Here is a 13,053-nt window from a genome sequence, read left to right on the forward strand (position 1 = left end):
GCTAAATATACCCATGATAGCACATAATTATTTTTCTTACAATTCTTTTCCCCCGTTTCATAAAATGTTAAGAATTGCAAAAAGAGGACTGCCTTTCGGCAATCCTCTTCTGTAATTTTGCTTGAATCCTTTGGAATCTTAGCGAAGAATTATTTTACTTTGACCGTAACCTTTGCTGACTTTGTACCGATCTTAACGGTAAGCTTGGTGCTTCCTTTCTTCTTACCCTTGACCGTTACGGTTGCAACACCCTTCTTTACAGAAGTCTTCTTGGTTACTACGGATGCAATCTTTGCATTCTTTACGGTTACTTTCAGCTTATCGGTTGTAGCAAGCTTTTTGTTGGCTGCAGTCACGGTAAACTTGACTGTTGCAGTCTTTCCCTTCTTTACTGTAACTGTTTTTTTCTTTGCCTTAACGCTCTTGCATGCATTCTTCACAACCGGCGCCTTAGTCGGAGCCGGTGTTACAGTACCGTTTCCGTTTGGTGCCTGTGACGGTGCTGCATTTGGTACTGCACTCGGTACTGCTGTCGGAACCGCGCTCGGTACTGCTGTCGGCACATCTGACGGTGCAGGTGTATCGGATGGTGCAGGTGCATCACTTGGCTTTGCACTAGGAGCAACGCTTGGCTCCGGCGATTCCGTTGGAGCCGGCTCCTCCTTCTCTGCCACATGAACATTAAATGTCTTAGAAAGACCATTGCTTGTGTATGCAGTAACAGTTGCATCGCCGATTCCAACTGCCTTAAGGCTTGCCGTTGCGATACCGTCAACCGGTGAAACTGCAGTGTTGTCAACATCTACAACGGAGTCATCGCTTGATACGAAGGTTACCTTAGAGGTGGTCTCAACAGGTGCCACATTTACGGAAAGCTCCTTGTCCTCGCCACCAAGGATCATACTGACATCGTCCTGATCACCGGTGATCTCAGTTGCATCAACATCCTTGCTTCCGGTGTCACGGAACTTCACATTTGTTAATGTAAAGGTAATGCTGATCTTCGTTGGGTTTGGAACAGTAAAGCTTGCAGCATGGAGTGACTTATCCTGTGTTGCCTCTTCAATATCAGATCCTGTCCATCCGTTGATCGGAGAACCTGTATCGAACTTGGTTCCATTCATTGCAGTCTTACCATTGGTATCGCTGCCGTTCTGTGTAATTGTCATTTCCTGATCATTGACAAGGATCTTCTCCCATTTGATCATGATCTTGTTTGGCTTTGGATTCTCAACATTGGACTTTGCAATATTTCCAACAGTCACATCATAGTCCTGCAAATAGATTGCTGTTACCTGGTTGATATCCTTGATGCCTGCATTCTTTCCTGCATCGGAAAGATCCTTTTCCAGATCAAAGCTTGCTGTGTAGGTTCCATCGCCATTTACCACGACCGGTGAACCATGCTCGATGGAATTGTAATTGCCGCCTGTTCCTGCACTGTTGTAGTAAACATTTACGGCAACATTTAACTTGGTTGGGTCAACAAGTGGCTGAACCTCTACGGGAACTGTCTTAGTCACACCGTTGGAGGCAGTGATGATCACATATGTCTTACCGATTGCCTTTGGTGAGATTACGCCGTAATCATTTACGATTGCTACTTTCTCATCGGAAGACCGGAAGGTAAGTGTCTCTGTTGCTGTCTCCGGGACGAGGGAGGTCTTGATCGTCTCGCTCTGTCCAAGCTTTACAATATATGAATCAGCATCTGTGGTAATCTCTGTTGCTGAGTCATCTGTCTTCGGTGTACGCTTTACTGTTACCTCGATATCCTCTGAAACGGAGCCGCTCAGGGAAGCTACATGGATTGTGGTTGTACCGATATTCTTTGCATGAACCATGCCGTTGAATACCGTTGCAACGTTATCATCGTCTGTGCTCCATACAACAACATCGTTGGTATCCTCCGGTGCTGCTACTGCACTGATCGTCTCTCTTTCACCCATTGTGAGTTCAAGGGATGTCTTACTCGGAGTCAGCTCTGTGATCTCCTTTACTTCAGGGTCTTTAACAATATCTTTGTAATCACCCTTCTTATTGGCTGCGGATGCTTCCAGAAGAGTTCCTCTTGCCATCGCATCTGTGATCGTCTTGTAGATCGGCTTTGCTTCGTCACGATTCCAGAAGGAGAAAATTCCTTCCTTGGTTAACGGATCATCGTCCTGACCGTAGCCCTGATCCCATACGCACGGAACCATGCCATTAACCTGACATGCTCTGTTGATGATTTCAGAATAGTAAGCTCTCTCAACATCATTGTAGCCTGTCTTAGAACCGGCAAGCTTTTTATTTCTGGTTCCGTACTCACCTAAATACATTGGATAATCAGAACCAAACTTCTTGTACATATCCTGAAGATTCTTTACCATCTCGGTTGCCTCTGCATAAGTCCAGGATACGTTGGTTGACTTGGAATATCTGTGTGCTGCAAACATCAGACGTGGATTGTCTGTATTGTAATAATCCGTTGGCATTACAAACTCAGAGCTTGTACCTGTTGATGCATAGTGATCAACGGCTGCCAGCCAGCGCTTTGTATTGTTAGAGCCGGTAGAACGAACGGCATTCACAAATAACTGGTTGAAGTTCATGATGATTGGACGATCATAGTTTACCGCATCAGCAGAGTTCTTCATGCTCTCATCGTAATCGAGACAGGATACCTCATTCATAGACTCGAAGATCAGATGCTCATCGTAATCCTTGAAGCGGTTTGCGATGGTCTTCCATACTAACTCGAACTTCTTCTCAATGGAATCGATATCATCGGCACCGACATTGAGCCAGCCGCCGTCCTTTGCTACATCATCGTGGTGCGTATTGATGATAACATACATATCCTGAGATACGCAGTAGTCAACGATCTCCTGTACACGGCTCATCCATACTTCCTTAATGGAGCCGTCCTCGTTGATCATGTTACCCCAGGTCACCGGGATACGAACTGTATTATATCCGGCATCATGAAGTGCCTTCATATACTTCTTGGTAGTTACCTGTCCCTGCCATGCTGTCTCACTTGGTGTGAAGCCTGAGTGACCATCCATGGTATTTCCAAGGTTAGTGCCAACGCCCATCTCAGCGATCACCTGATCCTTGTCCAGCACACGGAATGGCTTAGGATTGCTCTGCTCTGTGCTATCCTTGAAAAGCATGTTGCAGTGTACCTTCTCCAGTGCATTTCTTGCTGAGAAATAAACGGTATTGGCACTGTCTGTCTTGTCATATGCTGCCTGTGCCGTTACCAGCGCATCCTGCAGCTTCTGTACGGACGCCTCCTGATATCCACTGGTATCCATGCTACTCAGATAATCAATCGACTTCTTCAGGTTCTCACGAGCCTGTGCTGCCGTCATCTTGATCATCGGAGTACGCTCCGGTGCTGCTGTAGAACCATCCAGTGTAGTGTTCTCGCAGGTCGGTTTTGTGAAGTCGTTGACACCGGCGATCGTACCGTCTGTGTTCAGTGTGACGCTTGTGCCATCGCTGAAAATAATACCTAACGGTATTGCCTCTGTGTTCGTTGTCTTGATCGCAACGGACAGAGACCAGTTTGCTACCTTCTGGATCTTACTTGTAGTAATACCGTTTGCCGGAAATGCGTAATTACCGGTTCCGACGTTACCGATCGGCTCATCATCCTGATTGATCTGGATCGGATAATTGTTGTTCTTCTGCATGGTACACTTGGCTGCTGTCAGATACTTGTTGGAAGCACCCGTTCCGGTGGTTCCCTCAACATAATGGTCTGCATCCATATGATCCGGATCAAATGCATTGACAGATCCGCTCCGGGACTGCAGCCAGGAATAAGCATCTGCCTTTCCCATATGTACATAAAATGTGGCGTTCCCCTTGCCGCCGTCGATCAAAGCCTGCATCTTCGTCTCGTCCATACCCGCCTTGACCAGATCGGTTCCTGTGATGCTCACAATATACTGTGGGCTCTCGAGCTGATGGTCTGCCTCCGTGTCTGCCGCCTTAACCGGTGCCGGCAGAGAAGTCATCGACAATACCATGGCTGCAGATAAGAGCCACGAAATCGCTTTCTTAAGTCTCATAAATATACCTCCTGTGATTCTATCTCATTGTTTCTTTTTTCAATTACCCCTCCTCGTTCCCCCTTTCTCGAAAATATTTTATCGCAGTTTTCTCCCACGCAATATTTGTTTATATTGTAACATTTTCCTGTTCTATGTCAATATATTTTGTTTACTTTTAATAACATTCACATTTTTATTTACGTTTTATACAAAAATAGATATGTACAATTTTTTACAATGTTTCTTTCAGATTATTACTTAAATTTATCACTCAAAAAAAGGGATATGTCCCCATCCTATTTCTTATGTCCGATAAATACTATAATAATTTTGTCTCGGAAAACAAGCTGATCCGTGAGCTCTGGCTGAAAAATTGACGCAGATCAGTAGGATTTCTGAAAAGCCTTTGCTTTGCAATGCTTTGATAAATGCGTATCCGTACGACTGAGCCCCGTAGGTGGGTTCAGCTATTTCGGACGGCACGCTTCCGCTACAACTGCACCACGCAGCGTACATAACGCCCCAAATGTCAAAAAAATTATAGATATATTTCTATAACTTGGGGCGTAAGTACCGGCTGGTGCAAGTGCCTTTCGAAACATCTGAATCCCCCCTCGGGGCGAGTACGGAAGGATACGTTTATCAAAAATCAAAGCAGCAAAGCAATTAGGCTTTTCGAAATCCGTAAGTGACAAGACAATTTTTTAGCCACAACTCACGGATTTTCAAGTGTTTTGGCAGACAAAATCATGTCATTCCTCTCGGACACAAGAAATAGGATGGGTACATAGTAACGTTCCATGTGAGAAATTTAAGGAATTATTTGACTTCACAAAATCTTAATATTTCCTCCACTGTTCATTCGTTTCCTTTAATGATAAAATGGTGCAAAGAGCATAAACGGGTCGCAGTCAGGCAATCCGTGGCATTATGTGTTGTTTATTTATATTTAGAAAGGATTCTTTTATGATCAAAATAAATCGTACCATTACATATAGGAACACAGCCCTTGCAACTCTGCTGGGTCTGTCCCTGTGCGTAACATCCTGTCCGTCATCGGTCATGGCATCCACGGTCTCCATAGACCAGATGATCTCGCGTGTGGATGAGACAAGTGACAATGACCTGGTGCGTTCTCATTTCGAGGATGCCTCCGGCAATGTTTATACGAACGAGTCCGCAGATGCCTCCGGAAGCCATCTGAAGAAGGCTTCTGAGCTTCCTGTGCGATATGATCTGCGGGAGCAGGGACTTACCACCCGATCAGGGATCAGGGATCTACCGGCTGCTGCTGGGCATTTTCAGCGATCAAGACGATCGAGTCAAACTGTATCAAGAACGGGTTGTTCCCGGCGGATTCCGTTGATTTTTCAGAAAGCCACCTTGCATGGTTTTCCTATCATCCGTCAACACTTGCCGAGGATCCTACCTATTGGGATGGTATTTCCTCTGCAGATAACGATACAAATACTTCGTTTTTTCCAAATCCGTTTGCATACGGCAGCGTGTCCGGTACTCTTCCCTATGATAACGGCGGTTCTGCAATCCTCGCGACCTTCACGCTAGCGAAATGGTCCGGTCCGGAGCTTGAAAGCACGGCTCCGTTTTCCGGCGCCACCACCTCTGACGTGACTTCCATGGCATATTCCATGGTGCAGAGAGGAAGCCTGCGTTATGATTCCTACGCACATCTGCAGAATGTCTATAATTACGATGAATATACGATCGGCAAGCAGTATTACTATACAGATGCATCCATTATCCCGAAGATGAAGCAGTCTATTCTGGATCATGGGGCAATGTCTGTGTCGCTGTTTTTTGACAAAACATTTCTTCATCCGTCTGCGAATGGCCACGCTTATTACCAGACCTACTATTCCGGTGCACAGGCCGTGAAAAATGCGAACCACAGCGTCACGATCGTTGGATGGGATGACAATTTCTCTGCATCCAATTTCTCCAGAACGCCAGCCGGCAACGGGGCATGGCTGATTGCCAACAGTTACGGTACCGCCTCCGGGGATAACGGTTATTTCTGGCTTTCCTATTATGATCAGTCCATTTGCGACTGCTCGAGTTTTCTGGTAGAATCTGCCGGCAATTACGACCACATTTACCAGTATGACGGATTCGGCTGGGGAACCGCAAACTATTCCAATTCCCACAATCTGAAGGCTGCCAATATCTTTGAGGCAAACGGTACTTCTGATCAGACCTTAAAGGCCGTGTCGTTCTATACGCTGACCGATAATCAGCCTTACCGGATCGAGGTTTACCGCGGCGTTGGCTCCGATCCGACCGACGGTATGCTGGTGAGCGAATGCACGACTACCGGCATTGCAGGGCAGAACGGTTACCATACAGCTACGCTGACAACGCCGGTCAATCTTGCTGCCGGCGAGAAGTTCTCTGTGGTTGTGACCTATGTTCAGTCCGGCTCTACAAATGTATATGTTCCTCTGGAGGGGCGCGACAGCACGGATTCCTCTTTAAATATCAGCTACGGCTCCCGTCTTGGCGAAAGCTATCTGTTCACGAAGCAAAAGACTTCCGCTCCGGACAGCACGATGCGCTGGCTTGATACAGCCGCTGTCGGCTACAACAATGTATGCGTCAAGGCTTTCACCTCGAACACCACAGGGGATGTTGCCGAACTGCCTTCTGTTGTAAAGACGATCAAGCTCGGCAAAGGAGAAACCTACCGTATTCCTGACAGCTATACAAGCTACACAAGCAATGATCCATCGCTGCTGACCGTTGATGCATCCGGCAAGGTTACCGCACGAAGACGCGGCAAATCTTCCATCCTTGTATCTGACGGAGAAACATCCTATTTATATCGTTTCAATATTAAGAAAGCCCCTTCCAAGGTGAAGTTTAAACCGGCGAAGAACCGGAAAACCGTGAAGAAAGGCAGACATTTCACACTTAAGGTAAAGCTTTCCTCCGGTTCCGCCAGCAATAAGCTAACGTTCCATTCTTCCCATCCAGGGGTTGCCCGGGTATCAAAGACAGGGCGTGTGACAGCCCGCCACCGCGGAAAGACCACATTAACGGTGAAAACCTACAACGGACATAAGGCAAGGCTTCGTCTTACTGTTGTGAAATAACTCCTAAGAGATTATCCCAAAAAGGGCAGAGGTTCCTGCTGTAAAAGCAAGCTCTCTGCCCTTTCATGTTTCATTGGGGTATTCTACTTTGAAAGCCCGGTCGTCCCGATCTTTTCACAGACTCATTCCTCACGAAAGGTCAGTCAGCCTGATCTGCTTTCGCCCCATCCGTTTTCTCATCGGCGTCCTTTTCCGCTGCCTCCATAAATGCGGCAAAAAAGTCCGGACACATATCCATCAGTGTCTGCTCCTTGCGCTCCTTGCTGACCAGATCAAGCACCGGCTTCATCACCGTCAGGAAACGCTCCGGATCCTTTGACAACCGCAGGATCTCCGCGGTATTGACCGCATCTGCCAGTGCCGTATGCTGTGCCCCCTGGAACTCATAATCCGCCGCCGATACGGCATAGGAGAGCTTGATGCGGTGGTGAAGTCCCAGAAGTCTCCGAAACTCCTCCTGAAAGTCCGTCCAGTTCTCTTCCATCTGCTGAATGATCGTTCCCGGATAACTCTTAAATATTGCTTCGTGCTGGAACTGACGGATGTCGGACATACTCCAGGAATAAAACTGTGTCTCCCCCGGTCCGATCCACTCGGTGAAATCATCCATTGCCTCGGCAAATCCGGGTGCATCCTTGACCTTGTCGTCAGTGATCCCTGTCAGATCAATGATCACGGCATCCATCGTTCCAAACTCCGGCTTCACATAACTCTGGTATGTATCCACCACCTCAAAGTGATCGTCCATTCGTACGGCTCCGATCTCTATCAGTTCGCTGGACAGCTTGTTCTTGCCTCGCCACTGCTTTTCTATTTTATTCATTTCCAGATCTATCATGATATGCTGCATTTTCTTACTCCCTATATTTTGTTATAAACGACATTTTTTACATCTACATATAGTGCCTAATATTGACTTTTTCACGGTTTCGTGGTAACATTTTACTGTACTGCTAACGATTGTTATCGAATCATCCCCCATATTTTGATTCATGACAATCCCGTAATCAAAGGAGGCAAACTATGAGTCAGTCCGATATCAATAAGGTTAGACGTTCTGTAGGTATGAATATTGGCAGCAAAGTTAAAATCCGTTCAAATCGCGGTCGACATAAGATTGACATCACCGAAGGAACCATTTGTAAAACATATCCAAGCATCTTTCTGGTTGAAATCGTGAATGATTTGGATTCCACAACCCAGACGGTTTCTTACAGCTACACGGATGTATTAACAAAAGATGTCCAGATGCAGTTACTGTAAATGATATTTAAAAGCCATCCATTCATGGATGGCTTTTATTTTGCTCTGCATTCTTCCGATTCCGTCTGTTAAGCTCTTCCACAGCAGAACTTATACTTCTTGCCGCTGCCGCATGGACATGGATCATTTCTGCCCACTTTCTTCTCTTTAACGATCGTACCGGATTTCTTCTGCTCCATATAGAGTTCCTTCCGTCTCTCTGCAGTTAAAAGCTCGTCCCATGCCGGAAGCTCATACAGCCAGTCAGCCTTTGCCTCTACCATGTGATAGTAAAGCTGCTCCAGATCAATATCAAGACTTACCTGTGTGTTCTCATCCATATCCTCGATCGGATTTGGTGTCTTCAGGCTCTCATTGATACCATCCAGAAAACCAACCATATACTTCAATTCCATGTTATATTTGTCAGCGAGCTCCTTCACGGTGCCGGAAACAACCTCCTCCGGATTCGCCAGAAGCTGCTCATATACAGCCTTCTCTTCGTTAAAATACTTTGCCCAGATTGCCTGGCCTGCCTTTGAATTAATATCTACGCCATATGCGTACTCTCTCCAGTCCTGCAGTAATCCCATTTCTAAAACCTCTCTTTTCTAATTTTCACCACAAGTACAGCGAAGATAACTTTCGCTATACCAATCTCCATGATATCATTTGACGGAATATGTGTCAATCTGCTTGTCATACTTTTTATGAGGTGTTAAAATAGATATATGCGACTGTGTATTCTTTCTTTCAAGCACTGCAGTCGTACATATTTCACGAAGATCACTTCAGAATGGAGGACAAAATGCATTTTTTGCCAACCGAAGATCATGTAAAAGTCAGCGGCAGAACAATTTTCCGCGATAATGTCCGTTATCTGGGATACTCTGCCACTTCCATATCTTTTTGTTTTACCGGTCAGAAAGCACAGGCTGTGATCATTTCTGATCCGGCGGACTGGCCAGAGGAACACCACGCCTGGATCGGTATTTTTATCAACGATGCGACCGAACCTGCGAAGCGCGTGGAGCTGACCAGGCTGAGACAGACCGTGGATCTCTTCGAATCAGAGATACCGGAGACGGTCACTATTACGATCATGAAATACAGCGAACCGGAATATGCTATTTGCGGTATTGAGGAACTGATCATTGATACCGAGGAGCTGTTACCGCCACCTGCACCGAAGAAGCGTAAGATCCAGATCATTGGTGATTCAATCACCTGCGGCTACGGCGTAGAGGGAAGCGCTTCTGATGAGCTTCACAACACAGCCGTAGAGAACCCGACAAAGTCTTACTCTGTCAAGACCGCCCGCGCACTGGACGCCGATTTCGAAATCGTTGCCTGGAACGGCAAGGGTGTGATCTCCGCTTATATCGAGGAGGGCGATCAGGCCGATGATTCCTGCTTGTTCCGATGCTCTACGAGTACACGGACGCCGGCTGCTGCCAGCAGTTTTTCCACGAACCTCCTTCTCTTTGGGAGAAATGGGATCACACGCGGTTCGAGCCGGATCTGATCACCGTATATCTCGGCACGAACGATGCCAGCTATACGAAGAATTATCCGGAGCGCAAAAAGGCTTTCAGTCTTGTCTATCAGGGATTTCTCCGCAACATTCATGCGAAGCACCCGCAGGCAAAGATCCTGTGCATGCTCGGCACCATGGACCAGACGCTCTGCTCAACGGTTCAGCATGCCGTCAAGGAATATTCCAAAGCCAACGAGGATGTTGCCATCAAGTATCTGCAGCTTCCACTGCAGGACGAGGAAAAGGATGGTATCGGCACATTCTGGCATCCTACGGAAGCAACGCATCAGAAGGTTTCCGAGCTTGTCGTGGCAGCCGCTAAGAAGTTAATGGATTGGGAATAAACGAAAGAATGATGAAGGCACCCGCAAGGGTGCCTGTTTTGATTTTCTCTTAAATTGATCTGCTAAAATTTCCTGCCCCCGCCCAAAAAAATCGAGGTATACCCATAATATTTCTTATGTTCGGAAAATTGCATTATGATTTTTGCCTCTGAAGTTTGACTGCTCTGGGAGACTGTGTTTGAAAATTGACGCAGATCGTTAGGTTTTCTGAAAAATCTTTGCTTTGCAATGTTTCGATGAATACGCATCTGGACGGCTTGAGCCTCCAGGGCGGGTTCAGTTATTTCAGCGGGCACGCTCCCGCTACACTGCGCTACGCAGCACTACATAGCACCTTAAAAAACAAGGTGCAAGTAGTGGCGAGCGCAAGTGCCCTTTGAAACATCTGAATCCCACCCTGAGGCGAGTACGGAAAGATGCGTTCATCAGACATCGAAACAGCAAAGCATTTAGATTTTTCGAAAACCGTAATGCGACAAGACAATTTTCAACCCCAGTCTCCCAGAGCTTTAAAGGATCTATAAGGCAAAAATCATATTCAAAGGTACTTGTCATAAGAAATATTATGGGCAGATTCCATTCCCGGCTGCAGGAAGTCTTAGTCGTCTATTAAAACATTCTCATTTGGATAAATTCTTCAAACCTTGGCAATGCCATGGAAATCTTTCCATATTTCCTCGTGTCGATCACGCCTTTTCGTTTCAGCCGCTCTCTGTACACGGAAAACTGCTCCGAGCTCATCTCCAGCTGTTCTCTGAGATCTTTTACCTTGATTTCTCCACTTTCCGCCAGTTGCTGCATGATTTCTTTGTCTTTGTCCGACATTTCCGACCATATTTTACTATATACATATTCCTCCAGATATTGGTCATATTCCGGCAATATCTCCTGCACGGTTTTTGTATCCCGATGTTCCCAGTAAAGATATCCAAGCACCTGAAATGCAAACGGATATCCTCTCGTAAGCGTAGCCATTTTTCCTGCACTTTCTTTGTCTAACCGGAATATATCCATATAGTGCTGACACACTGCTGTCAGACTTAACGGCTCCAGAATAATTTTGGGTGCCCGGTATAGAAAGGTCAGCGACTTATCATTCTGCAATTCATATATATTTTCATACAGTCCTGTCATTAACAAAAAGATTGGATAGTCCTGCCGCATGAAAATCTGAAAAGCACTCACAAATACTTTCATCTGTTCTGAGTATACCACCTCGTCAATTGTGATCAGCAGTCTCATTCCCTGCTTCCGTATCTGATCCAGCATTTTCGCTACCATATCTTCTACATCCGTCACCGGTGCTGCATTTTCAATAGTAACTCCAAGACCGAACGCAGAAAAATCCAGTCTGGCTTTCAAAAAGCATTCATGCAGCTTCGGAACCGCATATAGCTTAGACGCAAGGCTTTGCAGCAAATCTCTGGTCGCATTTAATTCGACAACAATCCAGTCATTTCGTTCGGAAAAAATCCCCGCAATGTTGGTCATCATCACCGTCTTTCCTGAACCCCGGACTCCTGTAACCATGTATATCTGATTGGTTACGGGATCTGCCACATAATCTTCCACGATCTGATCTGTCTGAACAATTCTGGACACATATTGTAATGGTTTCTTTCCAAAGGCCAGAGTAAATGGATTATTATTCACGACTAAGTCTCCTTTCCCTGCTTTTTTAAATTTATGAGATTATTGCAAATATATGATGCAAGGGTCAAAAGCAGATAGCAATGTATGTTTGCATACAAATTGTTATCTGGTGGCTTGACCCGCCAAACACCGACAAGAAGCAGATTTGCTTGCAAATGTGCGGGATTGGAGGTGTTTGTAGGATTGCGAGAATTGCTTTGCAATGAAGCAATCCGTAGCATCAGTTGGGGGCAAAAGGTATTTTGACCCCAACATCAAATATATTCTTTTATAACTTTTTATTTGTTTTATAACCTTTTATAACTTTTATTCTATTTTATAACCTTTTATAACTTTTTGCAAGCGTTGGATCTTTATATTGAAGGCAACCAATTAACCGATCGAAATCTGCTGTCAGACTGAAAATAAGCATTTAACATTTTTAAATATGGCTGATGGAATTTAGTCTGACACACCGAATTCCAATAGTCTGTTTTTCGTGCCATAAAATCAACAAAATTTCGATAAGCTGGCTTAAACCCAAAATCAACTATTTTTAGACAATGTTCGCAGTATTATGAAATCCCTTAACTTCTCTGCTGAACAGGCAATGGATGTACTCCAGATTCCTCAGAACCGTCGAGCTTTTATACTTTCTAATCTGTAATATTATTAACTAAGACTTCCCATACCTCAAATTGATGTATGACCATAATATTTCTTATGTCTGGTTATTTAGAAATCATATTATGCCTGCCAATATATCAAAAATCCGTGAGCTATGACAAAAAAATTGTCTTGTCACTTACGGATTTCGAAAACTCTAATTGCTTTGCTGCTTTGATTTTCGATAAACGCATCCTGCCGTACTCGCCCCGAGGTGGGAATCAGATGTTTCGAAAGGCACTTGCACCCGCCGGTATTTACGCCCCGGATTATGCAAATGATATAGATACTCTATTGAATATCCGGGGCGTTATGTACCGCTGCGTGGTGCAGTGGTAGCGGGAGCGTGCCGTCCGAAATAGCTGAACCCACCTATGGGGCTCAGTCGTGCGGATGCGTATTTATCAAAGCATTGCAAAGCAAAGATTTTTCGGAAATCCTACTGATCTGCGTCAATTTTTTAGTCATAGTTCACG

The 13,053-nt window shown here is 45.4% G+C and carries 8 protein-coding genes; 4 read left to right on the plus strand and 4 right to left on the minus strand.

The genetic code is table 11. The annotated features are described in order from the left end of the window. Nucleotides 1-149 precede the first annotated feature (149 nt). A complete protein-coding gene (locus DXA20_RS13300) occupies nt 150-4,064 on the minus strand; it encodes a cellulase family glycosylhydrolase (RefSeq protein ID WP_118561442.1) in 3,915 nt (1,304 codons plus the stop codon). Nucleotides 4,065-5,308: 1,244 nt separating this feature from the next. Here DXA20_RS13300 and DXA20_RS13305 point away from each other — a divergent pair. Next, complete coding sequence (locus DXA20_RS13305) at nt 5,309-7,156, plus strand: lectin like domain-containing protein (RefSeq protein WP_279222378.1); 1,848 nt, start codon at nt 5,309-5,311, stop codon at nt 7,154-7,156. A gap of 139 nt (nt 7,157-7,295) precedes the next feature. Here the strand turns inward: DXA20_RS13305 and DXA20_RS13310 are convergent, their stop codons facing one another. Then, a complete protein-coding gene (locus DXA20_RS13310; protein ID WP_022307156.1) occupies nt 7,296-8,006 on the minus strand; it encodes a 3'-5' exonuclease in 711 nt (236 codons plus the stop codon). A 173-nt stretch (nt 8,007-8,179) separates the two neighbouring features. Here DXA20_RS13310 and DXA20_RS13315 point away from each other — a divergent pair, with 173 nt between their 5' ends. Further along, on the plus strand, nt 8,180-8,419 hold the full coding sequence (locus tag DXA20_RS13315) for a Veg family protein (RefSeq protein WP_022307155.1): 240 nt from the start codon (nt 8,180-8,182) through the stop codon (nt 8,417-8,419). Nucleotides 8,420-8,487: 68 nt separating this feature from the next. Here DXA20_RS13315 and DXA20_RS13320 read toward each other — a convergent pair whose 3' ends face one another. Continuing rightward, nucleotides 8,488-8,991: an SEC-C metal-binding domain-containing protein gene (locus DXA20_RS13320; RefSeq protein ID WP_022307154.1), complete on the minus strand. Its 504-nt coding sequence runs from the start codon at nt 8,989-8,991 to the stop codon at nt 8,488-8,490. A 215-nt stretch (nt 8,992-9,206) separates the two neighbouring features. Here DXA20_RS13320 and DXA20_RS13325 point away from each other — a divergent pair, with 215 nt between their 5' ends. Both DXA20_RS13325 and DXA20_RS13330 read left to right on the plus strand, forming a co-directional pair. Continuing rightward, nucleotides 9,207-9,923 carry a hypothetical protein gene (locus DXA20_RS13325; protein WP_118561446.1) on the plus strand — a complete coding sequence of 239 codons (717 nt, stop codon included), beginning with the start codon at nt 9,207-9,209 and terminating at the stop codon, nt 9,921-9,923. Next, complete coding sequence (locus tag DXA20_RS13330) at nt 9,821-10,279, plus strand: GDSL-type esterase/lipase family protein (RefSeq protein WP_118561448.1); 459 nt, start codon at nt 9,821-9,823, stop codon at nt 10,277-10,279. The genes DXA20_RS13325 and DXA20_RS13330 overlap by 103 nt, the downstream gene beginning before the upstream one ends. Before the next feature lie 609 nt (nt 10,280-10,888). Here the strand turns inward: DXA20_RS13330 and DXA20_RS13340 are convergent. Then, nucleotides 10,889-11,932, minus strand: coding sequence for an ATP-binding protein (locus DXA20_RS13340; RefSeq protein ID WP_118561452.1), 1,044 nt, complete (start codon nt 11,930-11,932; stop codon nt 10,889-10,891). Nucleotides 11,933-13,053: the final 1,121 nt, after the last annotated feature.

It is taken from the genome of Roseburia sp. AM59-24XD, assembly GCF_003478445.1.
Lineage (GTDB): Bacteria > Bacillota > Clostridia > Lachnospirales > Lachnospiraceae > Jutongia.

Excerpts from the sequence above, each read along its gene's own strand:
- DXA20_RS13300 (WP_118561442.1), bottom strand. The coding sequence starts at position 4,064 with ATGAGACTTAAGAAAGCGATTTCGTGGCTCTTATCTGCAGCCATGGTA.
- DXA20_RS13310 (WP_022307156.1), bottom strand. The coding sequence starts at position 8,006 with ATGCAGCATATCATGATAGATCTGGAAATGAATAAAATAGAAAAGCAG.
- DXA20_RS13315 (WP_022307155.1), top strand. The coding sequence starts at position 8,180 with ATGAGTCAGTCCGATATCAATAAGGTTAGACGTTCTGTAGGTATGAAT.
- DXA20_RS13320 (WP_022307154.1), bottom strand. The coding sequence starts at position 8,991 with ATGGGATTACTGCAGGACTGGAGAGAGTACGCATATGGCGTAGATATT.
- DXA20_RS13325 (WP_118561446.1), top strand. The coding sequence starts at position 9,207 with ATGCATTTTTTGCCAACCGAAGATCATGTAAAAGTCAGCGGCAGAACA.
- DXA20_RS13330 (WP_118561448.1), top strand. The coding sequence starts at position 9,821 with ATGCTCTACGAGTACACGGACGCCGGCTGCTGCCAGCAGTTTTTCCAC.